Here is an 18,005-nt window from a genome sequence, read left to right on the forward strand (position 1 = left end):
TGCCGTGGTACATCGAAATAGATGATTCTTGGTTCTTTTATTTGTACCAGCGCGAAACCAGAATGGGAACACCAATCTGGAGAATGCCTCGTGAACATCCAATCCTTTATTGGCGCAGCGCGCGCCCTCTGTGCCGCCGCCGCAGTCGCCTTCGTCATGCCGGCCTTCGCGCACGGAGCAGCGGAAACGGTGACCCCCAACTTCAATCAGCGGATCCCCAACGTCCCGGGCAAGTCGCTGGTGGCGGTGGAGGTCGACTATGCGCCGGGCGCCGCCTCGCCTGCGCACGTGCATGCGAAGTCTGCGTTCATCTACGCCTACGTCGTTTCGGGCGCCATCGAGTCGCAGGTCAACGATGGACCGACACGCATCTACCGCGCGGGTGAGAGCTTCAGCGAGTCGCCAGGCTCGCGCCATCCGGTCAGCCGCAATGCCAGCAAGACTGAACCGGCGAAGCTGCTGGCGGTGTTCATCGTCGATACCGGCGACAAGGAACTGACCACCCCGATCCATTCCCCTGCGAAGAAGGAGTCCATGCAATGAGCAAACGTCTCGACTACAACCAGATCGCCCCGGCCGGGATGAAGGCCCTCGGCGGGGCCTACGGCTACGTGATGCAGACCGACCTGCCGCCGGTGCTGGTCGACCTGGTCTACCTGCGCGTGTCGCAGATCAACAATTGCGCCTACTGCCTCGACATGCATACCCGCGACCTGCTGAAGAAGGGCTTGAAGGTCGAAAAGCTTGCGCTGGTCCAGGCCTGGGCGGAGGCCGGCGATCTGTTCGACGAGCGCGAGCGTGCCGCGCTGGCATGGGCGGAATCGGTGACGCGCGTGGCGCAGACCGGCGTGCCGGACGCCGACTACCAGGCGGCGAGGGCGGTCTTCAACGAACGGGAACTGGTCGACCTGACCATCGCGATCGGCGTGATGAACCTCTACAACCGGATGGCGATCAGCTTCCGGAATACGCCGCAGGCCGCGCTGGCGCAGTAGCGAACGCTCCTGTTGCAGCAACCGCAGAAGTCGCCAGGGAGAGCGGGCGGTATCGCGCCCGCTCCGCTGGCAACGCCGCCTTTACTCGACCTCGCCGTCGTCGGTGTCGCCGACCTTGGCGTCCTGCTCATGACGCATCGCCGCGGCGGTCAGCGTCGTGGCGACGACCGGCGCGGCCTCCTTGCGCTCGCTGTAGCGGTCGGTCAGGTAGTCCGAGCGGTCGCGCGTCAGCAGCGTGAACTTGACGAGTTCCTCCATCACGTCGACCACGCGGTCGTAATACGACGATGGCTTCATGCGGCCATTCGCGTCGAATTCCTGATACGCCTTCGGCACCGACGACTGGTTCGGGATCGTGATCATCCGCATCCAGCGGCCCAGCACGCGCAGCGCATTGACCGCGTTGAAGGACTGCGAGCCGCCGCAGACCTGCATCACCGCCAGCGTGCGGCCCTGGGTCGGACGAATGCCGCCGCTCTCCAGCGGCAGCCAGTCGATCTGGTTCTTGAAGACCGCGGTCAACGTGCCATGGCGCTCCGGGCTGCACCAGACCTGTCCCTCCGACCATTCGGACAGCTTGCGCAGCTCGGCCACCCTGGGGTGGTCGGCCGGCACGCTGTCGGCGATCGGCAGCGCGTGCGGATCGAACACGCGCGTTTCCGCGCCGAGGCGCTTGAGGATGCGTTCGGCCTCCAGCGTCAGCAGCCGGCTGTACGAGGTGGCCCGCAGCGAGCCGTAGAGCAGCAGGATGCGCGGCGGGTGGGTGCTGGTCTTCGCCGGTTCCAGCTTGTGCAGATCCGGGACATCGAGCAGCGACGGCACGACGTTGGGCAGGTCGGCGCTCATCGGCCAACCCTCCGGCCGTCGGCGTCGATGACCAGCTCGCCGTCTTCCTTGGCAAACGGGCCTTGCTGCGGCGCGGGCAGGATGTCGAGGACCAATTCCGAGGGACGGCACAGCCGGACGCCCAGCTCGGTGACCACGAACGGCCGATTGATCAGGATCGGATGCGCCATCATCGCGTCGAGCAGCTGGTCATCGGTCAGCGACGTGTCGTCGAGACCGAGTTCGGCATAGGGCGTGCCTTTTTCGCGAATCGCTGCGCGCACGCTGAGGCCGGCCTGCCGGATCATGCCTTCGAGTTCGCTGCGGGTCGGCGGCGTCTTCAGGTACTCGATGACCGTGGGTTCGATGCCGGCATTGCGAATCATTGCCAGCGTGTTGCGGGACGTGCCGCAGGCGGGGTTGTGATAGATCGTGACAGTGGACATGACAGCGGGGATGACGTTTCTCAGGAGGCTTCGTACCAACGTTGCGAGCGGTTGACCACGCCGACCACCAGCAGCATGATCGGCACCTCGATCAGCACGCCGACCACCGTGGCCAGCGCCGCGCCGGATTCGAAGCCGAACAGGCTGATCGCCGTGGCGACGGCCAGCTCGAAGAAATTGCTGGCGCCGATCAGCGCGGAGGGGCCGGCGACGCAATGCGCCACGCCGAGCTTGCGGTTCAGGAGATAGGCCAGGCCCGAGTTCAGCACGACCTGGATCAGGATCGGCACCGCCAGCAGCAGGATGATCAGCGGCTGCTCGACGATCGCGTTGCCCTGGAAGCCGAACAGCAGCACCAGCGTTCCCAGCAGCGCGGTGATCGAATACGGGCCCAGCGCGCCGGTCACGCGCCGATACGTCGCTTCGCCGCGCGCGAGCAGCAGCTTGCGGATGGCCTGGGCGATCATCACCGGGATGACGATATACAGCCCCACCGAGACGATCAGCGTGTCCCACGGCACCGTGATCGACGACAGCCCGAGCAGCAGCCCGACCACCGGCGCGAATGCCACCACCATGATGGCGTCGTTGACGGCCACCTGCGACAGCGTGAAATACGGATCGCCCTTGCACAGTTGCGACCAGACGAACACCATCGCGGTGCAGGGCGCCGCCGCCAGCAGGATCAGGCCGGCGACGTAGCTGTCGAGCTGCTCGGCCGGCAGCCACGGCGCAAATACATGCCGCACGAAGATCCACGCGAGCAGCGCCATCGAGAACGGCTTGACGAACCAGTTGACGAACAGCGTCACGCCGATGCCGCGCCAGTGGCCCGCGACCTGGCCCATCGCGCCGAAGTCGATCTTGATCAGCATCGGGATGATCATCACCCAGATCAGCAGCCCGACCGGCAGATTGACCTGCGCGACCTCCATCGCGCCGATCGCCTGGAACACGCCGGGAAACCACTGGCCCAGCAGGATCCCGGCCACGATGCACAGCGCCACCCAGATCGTCAGATAGCGCTCGAAGAAGCCGATGCCGCTCGCTGGCGACACGGTGGCGGCTTGTTTCGCCGCCTGTTCGGCCGCCGTCATGCCTTCGGCTCCGCCGCCGGCGCGCCGGGCGCACGCATTGTCATCGGTGCCGACTCCGGCACGGTGGAACAGCCGGACACGGGGGAGCACGGATTGCCGCCGCAGCAGTTCTCCGTCAGATAGCCGAGCAATGCGTTCATCGTTTCGAAGCGGGCCATGTAGATGATCGAGCGGCCGTCCTGGCGACTGCGCAGCAGGCCGGCGCGATGCAGCTCCTTCAGGTGGAAGGACAGCGACGAGGCCGGCATCTGCATCGATTCGGCGATCCGCCCCGCCGGCAGCCCCTCGGGGCCGGCCTGGACCAGCATGCGGAAGACGGCAAGCCGAACGGAATGGGCAAGGGCGGAGAGCGCTTCGAGGACGTTATCGGTTTCCATTGTTCGAATATAGTCGAAACATGGAATCCGGGCAACATGCACGGCCCCGGCTTCAAGCCCCGCGGCGCTGTGCCATCCGTTCGCCGATGGCCCGCAAGGTCTGGTCCGGCAACCGGGTTGCGAAGGGAAACACTTCGCGCTCCTCGCGGTCGACGTGCGCCAGATAGTGGGCGGCGAACAGCGCCAGCGCCTCCGGTGCGGGCTCCGCGGTCCCTTGCTGCACGCGTTCGAGCCAGGGGCGGGCCTGTTCCCACAGCGCATCGAGTGCACCGTGATCCTGCTCGAGCGCCTGCATGGTCGCCTGCAGGGCAGGGTCTTGCAGGTCGCGCAGGGCAGGGAACAGATCCTCTTCTTCGTCGGCGTGATGCAGCGGCGCGGCAATGGTGAAGTAGCGGACGATGCCTGCCGCGGCGGTGCGAGCCTGGTCATCCGCGCCATGCCGGGCAGTGTGTTCGGCAAGCCGGCCGCATAGAGAGGCAAAACGCCGGACCTTGTCGTGGCAGGCTGTCAGCAGTTCGATCGGGGATTCGAAGGAGGGGATGGAGGGCGTATTGGGAAGCATGGCTGGACAATTATCTCGCCATCCGGCCGCGGCCGTGCCAAAGGCCGGTTTTTGCGTCGGGCAGGCAATATTTACCGCTAGACCACGCTCCGCCTCTGAATACCACCCTGCGGCAGACCGGTGGCGCAAGGCTTGCTTGAGTCGATGGCTCAGGTCGATGGGCCGGACTCGGCAGCATCGGCCTTCAGCCTTGCTCCACCCTTGCAGGAGAGAAACATGTCCGACGGAAAACTCGGCATCGCCGGGACGACCTTTATTGCCTTTGCCGTGGCCGGGCTGGCGCTGGCCGCCTCGATGTACCTGGCGTATCTGGCCGCGCCGCCCAAGGGGCGCGCGCTGATCCGTGATGCGCTGGATCACGATTCGGGGCCAGGCCCGCAAGGGTGAGCGGGCCGGATCGAGGCCTGGCCGCGAACTTCGGCAATGGCTGCGATGTCTACCACCGACATCGCCGGGCGCCCGCGCCACGGTTTACCGTCGAGGCCCATCAGCGTCAGGGCCCGCATTCCCGACTGACCTTACGTTCCCCGATGAAGGCGTTGCGCAATCCCAGGTGCCTGCTGGTCGAAAGCCGCTGGTTTGTCCCGCGGCATTTCGACGGCATCAGTCTCGGCCCGCTCGTGCTGCTTCGGCCCGGTGTGTCGGCCGGGCTGATCGCGCATGAACTGGTTCACGTGCGCCAGTTCTGGCGCCGGCCATTCACACATGGGCCGCGATATCTGCTGTCGAAGGCCTATCGGCAGGACTGCGAGGTCGAGGCCTACCGGGCGCAATTGCAAGCTGCGGGAAGGACGCCATCGCGCATTGCCAATCTGGCGTGCTATCTGGCGACGAAGTACCGCCTCGATCTCGACCAGGAGACGGCGGTGCGGCTGCTTTCTGCGGAGGATTCCTCACGGTGACCTCATATGGACCGGCGGCACGGGCCAAGGGCGGCGGCGCTGATTCCGGTGTAAACCAGGCCATGTCGCGCGTTGTCAGCCATCCCGTCGGATGCTGACGCGCCCCGACCTCGCCGCATAGTCCAACCCCGCGCCGCTCGGTCAGCCCCGTTTCTCTTCCTCCGGGACACTGAACTGCGCCTTCATCGATTCGATGAAAGGCTGGATTTTCGCCATGCACGCCTCGGCATGCTCGCCTTCCATCGTCGATAGCCCCCAGTTGCAGCCGGTCGCGTCGGGCGCCTGGATGCAGATATCGCCGAAGCACGCATCCTTGCACTCGGGCCATTTGGCCTGCTCGGCCCGGATCATGGCGCGGATCTCCGCCTTGTTCTTGATCTGCCTGGTCATCGCTGTCTCCGTCTCGTTTTCGATCGGCCGCCATTGGCGCTGGGTTCAGCACAAGGCGGCGGACGTGTTGCAGGCACTGCGGTGCTACGGATCAGAGTACGCCGGAATCCGGACGCGCGCGTGACTTTCTGCCCGCCTCGTGGGCGGAGAGCGCCTTGCACGACCGTCATGCACGGTGCGGCGCGTCCGGAAGTGCGGTACGGAGGCCTGACCGTCCCCCAGCCTCGGCATCCTGCCGCCATACGGCAGATCCTGCTTTCCAGTCGCCTGCATACGGATTTGTTATACCATCGGGCGGATTTGTTTCTTCCTCCGAAGTCCTTACCCCTGGCATGAAGTTCAAGGAAATCAGTGCGTTTCAAGCCGTGATGCGCTCCGGCTCGATGACAGCGGCCGCGGCCGAGCTGTACACCTCGCAGCCGAACGTCAGCCGCATGATCGCGCAACTCGAGTACTCCACGGGCCTGACGCTGTTCGCGCGCAATGCCGGCCGTTTGACCCCGACCGAGGAGGGCCTGGCTTTCCTGCGCGAGGTGGAGCGCGCCTTCGTCGGCCTCGATGCGTTGAAGGACGCGGCGCGCAACATTCGGCAGTTCGGCAAGGGGCGGCTGCGCATTGCCGCGGTGCCGTCGCTGGCGATGACCGTGCTGCCGCTGGTGCTGCAGCGATTCCATGCCGAGTTTCCCGACGTCAATGTCGCGATGGAAACGGGCAGCACGCAGCTGGTGGCCGATCGGGTCGGCAGCCGCTACTGCGATCTCGGTCTGGTCTCCTTCCTGCCACCGGCGGCGGTCACCGAAGCGCAGCCGATCGCGGAGCTCGCCGGATGTTGCGTGGTGCCGCCCGGGCACCGGCTCGCCGGCCAGGACGTGATCACGGCCGCCGACCTGGCCGGCGAGTCGTTCATCTCGATGAGCCACGGGGATGGCCTGCGCGCCGCGGTGGACGCAGCCTTCGCCGACGATGACCAGCGCGTGATGCATTTCGAGACGCCTTACGGCGCCACCATCTGCAAGCTGGTCGGCCTCGGACTGGGCGTGGGCATTGTCAACCCGCTGGTGGCCCGCGCGCATGCCGCCGAAGTCGTGGCGCGCCCGTTCCAGCCCGCCATTCCGTTCGTCAGCTATCTGCTGCTGGCCCGCAACCGCCCCGTCAACGTGCTGGTGGACCGGTTCACCGAGCGGATGAAAGAAGTCATCGATGCCGAAATGGCGTCCCTGCCGCCGGGCCTATCAGGTTTCTGCATGGGAGCCTGACAGACTCGTATTTGCCGCTGCGGCGCACGCGCCGCATACTCGCTCGAACCGACACACCGGGGCCCATCGAAGCCGATCGACGATTGCACGATCCCGCCGGTGGCATCACGATTCTTGCGAGACCCACATGAGATTGAGCAGGGCCCACGGCCCGCATTTTTCGCTTCGGAGGCGCGCCTGATGCCCGCAGCCTCCACCTCCCGATATCCGCTGTTCGACGTCGCCGTGGTCGGCGGCGGCCTGGTCGGCTCGGCGCTGGCATACGGGCTGCGCCAGCATGCCGGTTCGGTCGCCGTGCTGGACGAGGGCGATGTCGCGCTGCGGGCATCCCGCGGCAATTTTGGTCTGGTCTGGCTGCAGAGCAAGGGCTACGGGATGGGCGCGTACAGCCGCTGGACACTGAAGTCCACCCGGCTGTGGCCGACCCTGGCAGCCGACCTGCTGCAGGAGACCGGCATCGACGTGGCGCTCGAGCAGAAGGGCGGGCTGACGCCGCTGATGGGCGACTACGAGATCGAGGCCCGACTGGCATGGGTCAATACGCTGATGTCGCAGCCGGACGTCGAACCCTATGAGTGGAAGCTGCTGGACCACCACCAGGCCGCCGCGCTTGTGCCGGGCCTCGGGCCCGATGTGACCGGCGCCATCTGGACGCCGCACGACGGCATCGTCAACCCGCTCAAGCTGCTGCGCGCGTTCCATACTGCCTTCAGCACCAGTGGGGTCCAATACCTGCCGCACCACGGCGTCACCGACATCGTGCAGCAGGCAGGCGGTCAATTCGTGCTGACCACCACCAACGGGGTGGTGCGGGCGCGCAAGGTCGTGCTGGCCGGTGGCCTGCGCAATGGCGATCTGGGCCGCATGGTCGGCATCGACCTGCCGATGGCCCCGCAGCGCGGCCAGATTCTGGTGCTCGAACGCACCCGCCGGCTGCTCGATACGCCGATGGTCACGCTGCGCCAGAACGACGAAGGCAGCTGGCTGGTCGGCGATTCGCAGGAAGACGCCGGCTACAACGATCAGGTCACCACGCTGCCTGTGCTGGCCACGCTGGCCGACCGCGCCGTGCGTACCTTGCCCGCGCTGCGCGACGTGCGCGCGGTGCGCGCCTGGTCCGCCCTGCGCGTGCGGGCCAAGGACGGATTTCCGGTCTACGAGCAATCGAGCACGCATCCTGGCGCGTTCGTCGTGACATGCCACAGCGGCGTGACGCTTGCCGCAACGCATGCACTGAACCTGGCCCCCATGATCGCCGCGGGGCAGCTGCCGCCCGAGCTGGCTACTTTCTCGACCCGGAGGTTCCATGTTCCGAAGAATTGATGCGGCTGTCCTGCAAGCGACAGAGCGCAAGGTGCGGGTCACGGTCGATGGTGCCGCCCTGGAATGCCGCGAGGGCGACAGCGTCGCCGCGGCCCTGTTCGCAGCCGGCGTGCTCGCATGCCGGGACACGGCCGTCTCCGGCGCGGCGCGCGGACCGTACTGCATGATGGGCGTCTGTTACGACTGCCTGGTGCGTATCGATGGCCGGCCCAACCAGCAGGCGTGCATGACGCCAGTGCGTGAGGGCATGACGGTGGAACGCCAGCTTGGCGCGCGCGAGGTGGCGGCATGAGCATCGACATCACGACCTGCGACCTGCTGGTGGTCGGCGCCGGCCCCGCAGGCCTGGCCGCCGCGACACGCGCCGCCGGACTCGGTCTGTCGACGGTGCTGATTGACGAGCAACCGGCGCCGGGCGGACAGATCTATCGCGCGATCGGCAACACGCCGGTGCGCAATCGCGCCATTCTTGGCGAAGACTACTGGCACGGCCAAAGCCTGCTCGAGCCGTTTGCGCGCAGCGGGGCACGGCACCTTTCCGCCGCGACGGTGTGGTCGATCAATGCCCTCGAAGGGCAAGCGGCTGCCGGTGCCGAAGGGCAGGGCGAGGGCAGGTGCGCCGGCTTCGAGGTCGCCTATTCGGTAGCCCGTCCCGGCCAGGAGCCGCAGGCCGCGCTGCTGCATTGCCGCCATATCGTGCTGGCCACCGGCGCGCAGGAGCGGCCGTTCCCGATCCCCGGCTGGACATTGCCCGGCGTGATCACCGCCGGCGCGGCGCAAATCCTGCTGAAGACGTCGGGCGTCGTGCCGGAAGGCCGCACCGTGCTGGCCGGCGGCGGCCCGCTGCTCTATCTGTTGGCGTGGCAATACCTGAATGCCGGCGTGAAGCTCGAAGCGATTCTGGAGACCACCGACAGCGGGCAATGGCGCAAGGCGCTGCCGCACGCCTGGGGCTTCCTGCGTTCGCCTTATCTCGGCAAGGGGCTGAAGCTGCTGCGCGCGGTGCGCAAGGCCGTGCCCATCGTCAACGGCGTGACGGCGCTCGAGGCGCTGGCCGGTGCCGACGGCAAGGTCGCCGAATTGCGCTATGAGGCCGCTGGCCAGAGCCGCAAGATGGCGGTTGACCAGCTGCTGCTGCATCAAGGCGTGGTCCCCAATACCAACCTGTCACGCGCGGTCGGCGCCGAGCACGCGTGGAACGAGCGTCAGGACTGCTGGGAGCCTGCGGTCGATGCCTGGGGCGCGACTTCGGTGCCGCACCTGACCATTGCCGGCGACGGCGCCGGTATCGCGGGCGCGGTGGCCGCCGAGCATCGCGGCCGGATCGCGGCGCTGCATGCCGCCGCCGACCTCGGCCGGATCGACATCGCGACGCGCGACAGGGAAGCGGCGGCACATCGCGCCGCGCTGACCCGGGCGACGCGCGGGCGCGAGTTCTTCGAGGTCCTGTACCGCCCGCTGGCCCAGTTCCGGCGCCCGGTTGGCGACACCGTCGTCTGCCGCTGCGAAGAGGCCACCGCGGAACAGGTGCGGCACGCCGCGCGCATCGGCTGCCAGGGTCCCAACCAGCTCAAGGCGTTCCTGCGCTGCGGCATGGGTCCTTGCCAGGGGCGCTTCTGCGGGCTGACGGTCACCGAGCTGATCGCGGACGAACAGCAGCGCCATCCGCGCGACGTCGGCTACTACCGGCTTCGCTTTCCGACCAAGCCGGTGACGCTTGGCGAGATCGCGACGCTGCCGCAGACGCAGGCTTCGCGCGAAGCCGTGGTGCGCTTCAAGAAATGAAGCGCGACATGGCGATGCGAAGCGCCGGCCTGCACGACAGGCCGGCATGAGTACGGCAACACCACAATAAACGAGCAGGACCGGATCGCCCCGCGGCATGCCGCGTCTTGCCGATTGCACCAGCACAGCGACGAAACCTGAGAGCACTCCACAAACCATCTATCGAGGTTCAACCATGGCGTTTTCCAAGATTGTCCCCGCTCTCGCGCTCGCGCTGACCGCCACCCATGGCATCGCGCAGGACCTGCCGCAGGGCCCCATCCGGATGCTGGTCGGCTTTGCGCCCGGCGGCGGCAACGACGTGATTGCCCGCACGGTGTCGACGCAGTTTCAGCTGAACACCAAGACCACCATCGTCGTGGAAAACAAGCCCGGCGGCGGCAGCACGATCGCGACCGCCGAGGTGGCGCGCGCCAAGCCCGATGGATCCGTGCTGTTGCTGGGGTCCGTGGGCGGACAGGCCATCGCGCCGTCGATCTACAGCAAGCTGCCATACGACCCCGTCAAGGGCGTGCAGCCGGTTTCGCTGGTGGCAAAGTCGGCCAATGCGCTGGTGGTCAACAACGATCTGCCGGTCAAGACCGTGCAGGAGCTGGTTGCGTATGCCAAGGCCAATCCGGGCAAGCTGAACGTGACGTCGCCGGGCAACGGCACCATCTCGCACCTGTCGGCCGAACTGTTCAAGAGCATGGCGGGCGTCTCGATTACGCACATTCCGTACCGTGGCGACGCACCGGCAATGCAGGACGTGATGGCCGGCCAGGCCCAGATGACGTTCGCCAGTCTGCCGTCGGCAAAGGCCGGCGCCGATTCGGGCAAGGTGCGCATCCTCGCGGTGACCAGCACCAAGCGCGTGGAAACCATGCCGAACGTGCCGACCATCGCCGAGTCCGGCGTGCCCGGCTATGAGGTCGTGTCGTGGTACGGCGTGTTCACCACGGGCGGCACGCCGATGCCGACGGTCAACCGACTCGCGCAGGAAATCGCTGCCGTGATCGCCCAGCCCGCCATCCGCGATTCGATCGCCAAGCAAGGCATGGAGCCGAGCGCGCTGGGGCCGGTCGAGTTCACGCAACTGGTCAATCACGACACGCAGAAGTGGGCCAAGGTCGTGAAGACGGTGGGCATCAAGCTGGACTGAACGGCTTGCGGTCGGTTGGCGATTTCGATGCAGCCAGGGCCAGCGCCTGGCCGCATCGCTCTTCACGCCCCCGGTCATCGTTTCGCGCAAACAGATTCGACCCCACCTGCACGCCCCACATGCGGCTGCTGACCTCATCCATGCGCCCGCCTTGCCAGCACCTCGTCGCGCGGTCCCGCATCGACCACGCTGCCGCCGTCCATCACGACGATGGTGTCGAAGCGTTCCAGCAGGCTGGGTCGGTGCACCGAGGCGACGATGCAGGCGGAAGGGAAGGCGGCGTGCATACGGTCGAATACGTGGCCCTCGGCCTTCGGGTCTAGCGCGCTGGTGGGTTCGTCGAGCAGCAGTATGGAGCTGCCCCGCGCCGCCAGCCCGCCGCGCGCCAGTGCCAGCCGCTGCCGCTGGCCACCGGAGAGATTGCCGCCGCGCTCGCTGATGGCGCTGTCCAGGCCATCGGGCAGCCGCTGCAACACCTCGTCGAACCCGCCCGTATGCACCGCGGATTGCAGCGCTGCGGCGTCGACCGGCTCGCCGAACGTCAGATTCTCTTCCACGCTGGCCTCGAATACCTCGGCCTCCTGCGGGATCAGCGTGGCCAACGTGCGCAACTCCGACCAGTCCAGCGTCACGCCATCGCGCCGCAGCTCGCCCTGCTGTGGCCGATAGAGGCCGGCGAGCGTGCGAAGAAGCGTGCTTTTGCCGCCGCCGCTCGGGCCGATCAACGCCACACGTGCGCCGCGCCGCAGCGTCAGATTCACGCCGTGCAGGCCGCCCCGCGCATCGTTGCCGTAGCGCCAACTGACGCCGCGCAGTTCCAGCGTCTGCCAGGGCGCGTCGGGCACCACGGCGGGAACGGCTTCATCGGGATCGCCGGGCGCCCGCCAGATCGGCTCGGCGCTGCCGTAGTCGGTGTGCATGCGCGCAAAGCTTTGAAAGTTCGCGGCCATCGAGCCGACCACGGACGCGGCCTGCTGCGCATACTGATAAATCATGAAGACCGTGCCGAGCGGTACCACCTGACCCGGCTGCCGCTCCTGCAGCACGTACATCACGACAAGAATCCAGGTCAGCCCCATGCCGAGCAGATCGACCGCAAACCACTTGCCTTCGTTGACCATGACCGCACGGCGCAGCGGGGCCATGATCCTCTCCATGCGCCGGCCCAGCAGCTTGCGCGACGCCGCTTGCAGCCTCAGTCCGATCACCGTACTGGCGTTGCCGACGAAGTCGAGCAGGGCGGACACATAGCGACGCTCCGCATCGTTCTCGGCCCGTGCCAGCTGCATCAATGCGCGGTCGAAACGCAGGATGATCAGCGCGATCACCACGTAGCCGGTCACCGCGATCGCGCCGCTCATGCGCGACAGCAGGGTCAGCGCCACCAGCGGACCGATGAAGTTGAAGATGTTCTGCAGATAGACGAACTGGTTCTGCGCAAAGTCCGACAGCGCCCGGCTGGACTGCACGACGCGATGCTGCAGGTCGCCCGAATGCCGTCCATCGCGCCATGCCAACGGTGCCGCCGCGATGCGCGCATAGAGCTGGTCGCTGAGCCGCTCGCGCACCCGCACGCCAACGTTGCGCTCCAACACCCGTCCCGGGCCGTGCACCAGCCATGACAGCAGATAGATGCCGATAAGATAGACAATCCAGCGGCCCGCCGCCGCGATGTTGTCCTGCTGCAGGGCGTTGATCGCCTGCGCCGCCAGCCACGGCATCACCAGCCGCAGCAACTGCGCCGCCGCCAACAAGCCCGATGCGCCTACCAGTTGAGCCCGCACACCGTGCGCATGGCGCCAGAGCGCGCGGTACAGCTCGCGCGCTGCGCTGCCGAGTCCCATGGCGGCCGGACGGGCAGGGGATGCGGGATCGAACTCCGTCATGCGGTGATGGCTCCTTCGGTTTCTGTCGGGATGGATTCGAAACCGGGAGTCTAGCGTTTCGCGGCAACACGATGCCCAAAGTCTCGGCACGTTGCGGGATGACCGAAGCGTTCGATGCCCGAGGGCACCCCACGAGCAGGGCTCGGCATGGCAACCTTGTTGAGTGCAACCAGGATCACTATGTAGGGGGAGCTACAGCCTTGCAGCGATGCAAACGTGTGCCTATGCTGCCGGCATGACTGCGGCTTCCAACCCCGGATTCTTCTGATCGTCGATGAGCACTCCACAATCGGTCGAGGCCGCCCCTGGCATCAAAGGACCGGGCTACACCCTCTGGCAACTGGTCCGCTATTTCCTCCGCCTCGGCACGCTCGGCTTCGGCGGCCCCGTCGCGTTGGCCGGCTATATGCATCGCGATCTGGTCGAAACGCGGCAATGGATTACCGAGGCGGATTACAAGGAAGGCCTCGCGCTGGCACAACTGGCGCCGGGCCCGCTGGCCGCGCAATTGGCGATCTATCTCGGCTACGTGCATTACCGCATTGTCGGCGCGACGCTGATCGGCATCGCCTTCGTGCTGCCATCGTTCCTGATGGTGGTGGCGCTCGGTTGGGCATATGTGCGCTTCGGCGGGCTGACGTGGATGCAGTCGGTGTTCTATGGAGTCAGTGCGGCCGTGATCGGCATCATCGCGATCAGCGCCTACAAACTCACCACCAGGAGCGTCGGCAAGGACAGATTGCTGTGGGCGGTCTACCTCGTGCTGGCGGTGGTGACAGTCGTCACGGAATCCGAGATGGCGTGGCTGTTTCTGGCAGCGGGCGTGCTGGTCTGGTTCTGGCGCGCGCCGCCGAGGTGGATTCGATCGAACAGATTGCACGCGGTGGCCGCGGTGCCGATTCCGATGGCGAGCGGCATGCTTGCAACGATCGATTGGCCGCTGCTTTCGCAGATCGGACTGTTCTTCGCCAAGGCCGGCGCCTTCGTCTTCGGCTCCGGACTGGCCATCGTGCCGTTCCTGTACGGCGGCGTGGTCACGGACCACCAGTGGCTCAACGAGAGGCAGTTCGTCGACGCGGTGGCCGTGGCGATGATCACGCCGGGACCGGTCGTCATCACCGTGGGTTTCATCGGCTATCTGATTGCCGGATTGCCCGGCGCATGCGTGGCCGCGGTCGCCACCTTCCTGCCGTGCTACCTGTTCACGATCCTGCCGGCGCCGTACTTCAAGAAATACGGCAAGCTGCCCGCGATCCTGGCCTTCGTCGACGGCGTGACGGCCGCGGCGATCGGGGCCATTTCCGGCGCGGTAATCGTGCTGGCCAAGCGTTCGATCGTCGATGTTCCCACCGCCCTGGTGGCGCTGATTGCCGTCGTGTTGCTGCTCAAGTTCAAGAAGCTGACGGAACCCGTGATTGTCGCCGGCGCTGCCGTGATCGGCCTGGTGGCATATCCGTTGCTGCATCCCTGAGCTGGCGGGAGCGCAGCGCGACCCGAGCGATTCATTCCGTCCCGGAATACATCGCCGAAAAAACTTCACGCCGCGCGTGGCGCGCTCCTCCATACTCGCATCATCATTGAACCGCAGCGATCGGGGAGGAGCACCATGAAAATGGCATTGGCATGGATGTGGGTAGCGGGAGCGATCGGCATCGGCATGCCGTCCGCACAGGCGGCGTGGCCGGAGAAACCCATCAAGCTGATCGTGCCGACGGCGGCCGGAGGCGCGCCGGACATCGTGGCGCGTCTGTTCGGCGATGCGCTGTCAAAGCGGCTGGGCCAGGCGATCGTGGTGGAGAACCGGCCTGGCGCAGGCGGCAATATCGGCATGCAGGCATTGCTGCAGGCGCCGGCCGATGGCTACACCATCGCCTATGGCAACAACGCCACGCTGGCGACCAACCGATTCCTCTATAGCCGGCTGCCTTACGATCCCGACAAGCTGGTGCCCATCGTCGGGCTCGTGACGACGTTCAACATCCTCGCGGTCAACAACGCGCTTCCGGTGAAGTCGGTGCGCGAACTGATCGCCTATGCGCAGGCCAATCCCGGCAAGCTGTCGATGGGCTCCGCCGGCAACGGCACGACCAGCCATCTGGGCGGAGAGCTGTTCAAGACGCTGGCCCAGCTCAATATCGAGCACGTGCCATACAAGGGCAGCACCCCCGCGTTGCAGGACCTGGTCGGCAACAACGTGCAGCTGATGTTCGAAAACGTGCCGTCGATCGGGCCCTATGTCGGCAGCAACAAGGTCCGCGCGCTGGCCGTGACATCGACCAAGCGCTCGCCGCATTTTCCGCAGGTGCCTACGATGGACGAAGCCGGCATCAAGGGCTACGAATTGACCGCATGGGCGGGGCTGGTCGGCGCGCCGGGCATACCGGGGGAGGTGGTGGACCGCCTCAATCGCGAGGTCAATGCGGTGATTCGGGACCCGGGGTTCCGTGCGCGGCTGGACCAGCTCTCGTTCGAGCCGCTGGGCGGATCGCCGCGCGACTTTCAGGCACTGGTGGCATCCGAAACCGTGAAGTTCGGCGAGCTGGTGCGCAAGAGCGGCGCCAAGGTCGATTGAGGGTGCACGGCATGTCATCGCATTTCGATCTGATCATTCGCAACGGCGACCTGGTCGACGGCAGCGGGGCGCCGCGGCGTTCTGCCGACGTGGCAGTGCGCGACGGCATGGTTGCCGCGATCGGCATCGGCCCGGAGGCCACCGCCGACGAGGTCGTCGATGCCACCGGCATGGTCGTCGCGCCCGGATTCATCGACACGCATACGCACGACGACTGGATGGTGTTCCAGTCCCCGCAGATGTTGCCCAAGGTGACCCAGGGCGTCACCACGATCATTGCAGGCAACTGCGGCATCAGCCTCTTTCCGCTGGTCACCGACAGCATCCCGCCGGCGCCGCTCGACATCATGCGCGGCGGCTTCGTATTCGAATCGGTGCGGGCCTATCGCGAGGCGTTCGCCGCCCGGCCGGCCACCGTCAATGTCTCGGTGCTTGTGGGCCAATCGACGCTGCGCGCGCGCCGCGTCGCGGAGCTGGGACGTGCTGCGACCGACGGCGAGATCGACAGCATGCGGCGCGACGTCGAGCAAGCCCTGCTGGAGGGCGCCATCGGCGTCTCCACCGGTACCTTCTATCCGCCGTCGGCGGCCGCATCGGAGCAGGAGATCCTGCGCATGTGCGAACCGATGCAGCGGCTGGGCGGCGTGCTGGTCTCGCATATGCGCGACGAGAGCGACAACGTCGCCGAGGCGATCGACGAGACCGCGCGGCTGGGCAGGGCGCTCAATGTGCCGACCGTGATTTCGCACCACAAGCTGGTCGGCAAGCGCAATCATGGCCGCAGCCGCGAGACGCTGGCGCAGGTGCGGGAACTCTCGCGCACCATGCCGCTTTGCCTGGACTGCTATCCGTACGCGGCCTCGTCGACCATGCTGCGTCCGGAACGGGTCGACCAGTGCGACCGGATCCTGATCACCTGGTCGGCCTCGCATCCGGAAGCTGCGGGCCGCTATCTGGAGGATCTGGCGCAGGAATGGCAACGCTCGCGGCGCGAGGTGGCAGAGGCCTTGCTGCCGGGCGGCGCGGTGTACTTCATCATGGACGAGGGCGATGTGCGGGACATCCTCGGCTACCCGGACACGATGATCGGCTCGGACGGCATCCCGTCCGACGAAACGCCGCATCCTCGCCTGTGGGGCACCTTTCCGCGCGTGCTGGGCTTGTACTCGCGCGAGCTGGGCCTGTTTCCGCTCGAGCGCGCGGTTCACAAGATGACGGGCCTGCCCGCACAGCGCTTCGGGCTCGATGGCAGGGGCCATCTCGCCGTCGGCAAGGTGGCCGACATCACGGTGTTCGACCCGGCAACGATCCGCGATTGCGCGACCTTCGATGCGCCCACGCAGCCGTCGGTCGGCATCCGGGACGTATTCGTCGCGGGGCAGGCAACGCTGCGCGATGGCGTGCCTACTGCCAACCGGCCCGGACGCTTCGTGACGTCGACCCTGGTCAGGTCGGGCGTGCCGACGTGAGCCGATGCCGGGGTCCGTTCGTGTCGGCTCTGGCCGTCTGCAGCAGCCAGTCCAGGAAGGTGACCAGGGTAGGGTTGGCGCGCTTCTCGTCGAGGCAGACGAAGTAGTACGACTTCGGCGACAGATAGCTGGTGTCCGACAGCCGTATCAGCCGGCCGGCCCGCAGATCGTCGCCGGCCACGAATTCCGGCAGCAACGCCACGCCCATGCCGCTGATGGCCGCCTGCAGGCCCATGGTCAGCAGGCCGTAGCGCGGCCCGTCGCCGGGCCTGGCCACCTTGGCGCCGATCTGCGCGAGATAGGCCGGCCATGCGTCCAGCGCCGTATGTTGATGGAGCAGGGGCATTTGCCGCAGTGCCTGCGACAGCGAACCGCCCCGTGGCCGCCTGTCGGGAGCGCACACGGGGAACAGCTCCAGCGGCATGACTTCGACGCCGAAGTGTCCAGGCGGCGGGCCGCCGCAGTACATGATGGCGGCGTCCAGGCCGCTGTGGGGCAGGTCCACCGGACCAACCTTGGTGGTGATGTTCAGCTGGATCTGCGGATGCTGCTTGGCAAATTGCAGCATCCGCGGCAGCAGCCAGATGTTGCCCAGCGACACCGGCACGGACAGGTCGAGCCGCCCGCCGGACCCACGGCCGGTGAGCACTTCCAGCGTGGCTTCCTCGAGCAGGTTCAGTACCTGCCTGACGCGCTTGAGGTATTCCGCGCCGGTCGCGGTCGCGACGACTCCGCCCTTGCGCCGGTCGAGCAGCCGCACACCAAGGAAGTTCTCCAGCTCCGTCAACTGCTTGCTGACGGCGCTCTGCGTCAGACACAGCTCCTCGGCAGCTTCGGTCACGCTTCCCTTGCGCACGGTGGACTCAAGCGCGACCAGGTTGGCAAGGGCGGGCAGGTTGCGGCTGGTGGTGCTTTTCATCGGGGCATCCTCGGGCGGACGGTGAGACTCGGTACGGTGGGCGCAGGTACTGCGCGCGCC

20 protein-coding genes are annotated in these 18,005 nt (G+C 66.7%); 12 read left to right on the plus strand and 8 right to left on the minus strand.

The window, feature by feature from the left end:
* Positions 1-90: 90 nt before the first annotated feature.
* Positions 91-543, plus strand: coding sequence for a cupin domain-containing protein (locus HTY53_RS16830; RefSeq protein WP_368041019.1), 453 nt, complete (start codon positions 91-93; stop codon positions 541-543).
* Positions 540-995 (plus strand): carboxymuconolactone decarboxylase family protein, encoded by a 456-nt coding sequence (locus HTY53_RS16835; RefSeq protein WP_174107743.1) that lies wholly within the window; start codon positions 540-542, stop codon positions 993-995. The genes HTY53_RS16830 and HTY53_RS16835 overlap by 4 nt, the downstream gene beginning before the upstream one ends.
* Positions 996-1,076: 81 nt before the next feature.
* Here HTY53_RS16835 and arsH read toward each other — a convergent pair whose 3' ends face one another.
* From arsH to HTY53_RS16860, 5 genes are read right to left on the minus strand one after another with little or no spacing between them, the layout of a single operon-like run.
* On the minus strand, positions 1,077-1,841 hold the full coding sequence (gene arsH, locus HTY53_RS16840; RefSeq protein ID WP_174107744.1) for an arsenical resistance protein ArsH: 765 nt from the start codon (positions 1,839-1,841) through the stop codon (positions 1,077-1,079).
* A complete protein-coding gene (gene arsC / locus HTY53_RS16845) occupies positions 1,838-2,266 on the minus strand; it encodes an arsenate reductase (glutaredoxin) (protein WP_174107745.1) in 429 nt (142 codons plus the stop codon). The genes arsH and arsC overlap by 4 nt, the downstream gene beginning before the upstream one ends.
* 20 nt (positions 2,267-2,286) lie before the next feature.
* Positions 2,287-3,363 (minus strand): ACR3 family arsenite efflux transporter, encoded by a 1,077-nt coding sequence (arsB, locus tag HTY53_RS16850; RefSeq protein WP_174107746.1) that lies wholly within the window; start codon positions 3,361-3,363, stop codon positions 2,287-2,289.
* A complete protein-coding gene (locus tag HTY53_RS16855) occupies positions 3,360-3,740 on the minus strand; it encodes an ArsR/SmtB family transcription factor (RefSeq protein WP_174107786.1) in 381 nt (126 codons plus the stop codon). The genes arsB and HTY53_RS16855 overlap by 4 nt, the downstream gene beginning before the upstream one ends.
* Before the next feature lie 52 nt (positions 3,741-3,792).
* Complete coding sequence (locus tag HTY53_RS16860; protein ID WP_174107747.1) at positions 3,793-4,302, minus strand: hemerythrin domain-containing protein; 510 nt, start codon at positions 4,300-4,302, stop codon at positions 3,793-3,795.
* Between the two features lie 216 nt (positions 4,303-4,518).
* On the opposite strand from HTY53_RS16860, the gene HTY53_RS16865 reads away from it, so the two are divergent.
* Together HTY53_RS16865 and HTY53_RS16870 are read left to right on the plus strand one after the other, a co-directional pair.
* Positions 4,519-4,689, plus strand: coding sequence for a hypothetical protein (locus HTY53_RS16865; RefSeq protein WP_174107748.1), 171 nt, complete (start codon positions 4,519-4,521; stop codon positions 4,687-4,689).
* Between the two features lie 143 nt (positions 4,690-4,832).
* On the plus strand, positions 4,833-5,204 hold the full coding sequence (locus HTY53_RS16870; RefSeq protein ID WP_174107749.1) for a hypothetical protein: 372 nt from the start codon (positions 4,833-4,835) through the stop codon (positions 5,202-5,204).
* Positions 5,205-5,345: 141 nt separating this feature from the next.
* Here HTY53_RS16870 and HTY53_RS16875 read toward each other — a convergent pair whose 3' ends face one another.
* Positions 5,346-5,594, minus strand: a complete 249-nt coding sequence (locus HTY53_RS16875; RefSeq protein ID WP_174107750.1) for a hypothetical protein — start codon at positions 5,592-5,594, stop codon at positions 5,346-5,348.
* Positions 5,595-5,926: 332 nt separating this feature from the next.
* Between HTY53_RS16875 and HTY53_RS16880 the strand changes: the two genes are divergently transcribed.
* The 5 genes from HTY53_RS16880 to HTY53_RS16900 all read left to right on the plus strand — a co-directional run bounded on the left by HTY53_RS16880 (position 5,927) and on the right by HTY53_RS16900 (position 11,099).
* The gene (locus tag HTY53_RS16880) at positions 5,927-6,850 is read left to right on the plus strand and encodes a LysR substrate-binding domain-containing protein (RefSeq protein WP_174107751.1); all 924 of its coding nucleotides are present in this window, start codon (positions 5,927-5,929) and stop codon (positions 6,848-6,850) included.
* Positions 6,851-7,030: 180 nt separating this feature from the next.
* Positions 7,031-8,173: an NAD(P)/FAD-dependent oxidoreductase gene (locus tag HTY53_RS16885; RefSeq protein WP_174107752.1), complete on the plus strand. Its 1,143-nt coding sequence runs from the start codon at positions 7,031-7,033 to the stop codon at positions 8,171-8,173.
* The gene (locus tag HTY53_RS16890; protein WP_174107753.1) at positions 8,157-8,465 is read left to right on the plus strand and encodes a (2Fe-2S)-binding protein; all 309 of its coding nucleotides are present in this window, start codon (positions 8,157-8,159) and stop codon (positions 8,463-8,465) included. The genes HTY53_RS16885 and HTY53_RS16890 overlap by 17 nt, the downstream gene beginning before the upstream one ends.
* On the plus strand, positions 8,462-9,958 hold the full coding sequence (locus HTY53_RS16895; protein ID WP_174107754.1) for an NAD(P)/FAD-dependent oxidoreductase: 1,497 nt from the start codon (positions 8,462-8,464) through the stop codon (positions 9,956-9,958). Before HTY53_RS16890 ends, HTY53_RS16895 begins: the two co-directional genes overlap by 4 nt.
* Before the next feature lie 175 nt (positions 9,959-10,133).
* Entirely contained in the window at positions 10,134-11,099 is a 966-nt protein-coding gene (locus HTY53_RS16900; RefSeq protein WP_238512547.1) for a Bug family tripartite tricarboxylate transporter substrate binding protein, read from the plus strand.
* Between the two features lie 134 nt (positions 11,100-11,233).
* On the opposite strand, the gene HTY53_RS16905 is transcribed toward HTY53_RS16900, so the two are convergent.
* Positions 11,234-12,985 carry an ABC transporter ATP-binding protein gene (locus tag HTY53_RS16905; protein ID WP_254599992.1) on the minus strand — a complete coding sequence of 584 codons (1,752 nt, stop codon included), beginning with the start codon at positions 12,983-12,985 and terminating at the stop codon, positions 11,234-11,236.
* A gap of 274 nt (positions 12,986-13,259) precedes the next feature.
* On the opposite strand from HTY53_RS16905, the gene HTY53_RS16910 reads away from it, so the two are divergent.
* The 3 genes from HTY53_RS16910 (at position 13,260) to HTY53_RS16920 (ending at position 17,026) form a co-directional block, all read left to right on the plus strand.
* A complete protein-coding gene (locus tag HTY53_RS16910; protein WP_174107755.1) occupies positions 13,260-14,456 on the plus strand; it encodes a chromate transporter in 1,197 nt (398 codons plus the stop codon).
* Positions 14,457-14,591: 135 nt separating this feature from the next.
* Positions 14,592-15,557, plus strand: a complete 966-nt coding sequence (locus HTY53_RS16915; RefSeq protein WP_254599993.1) for a Bug family tripartite tricarboxylate transporter substrate binding protein — start codon at positions 14,592-14,594, stop codon at positions 15,555-15,557.
* 11 nt (positions 15,558-15,568) lie between these two features.
* Positions 15,569-17,026 carry an N-acyl-D-amino-acid deacylase family protein gene (locus tag HTY53_RS16920; RefSeq protein ID WP_174107756.1) on the plus strand — a complete coding sequence of 486 codons (1,458 nt, stop codon included), beginning with the start codon at positions 15,569-15,571 and terminating at the stop codon, positions 17,024-17,026.
* Here the strand turns inward: HTY53_RS16920 and HTY53_RS16925 are convergent.
* A complete protein-coding gene (locus HTY53_RS16925) occupies positions 17,004-17,945 on the minus strand; it encodes a LysR substrate-binding domain-containing protein (protein ID WP_174107757.1) in 942 nt (313 codons plus the stop codon). The genes HTY53_RS16920 and HTY53_RS16925 overlap by 23 nt on opposite strands.
* Positions 17,946-18,005 lie beyond the last annotated feature (60 nt).

The organism is Cupriavidus gilardii, assembly GCF_013314895.1.
Lineage (GTDB): Bacteria > Pseudomonadota > Gammaproteobacteria > Burkholderiales > Burkholderiaceae > Cupriavidus > Cupriavidus gilardii_C.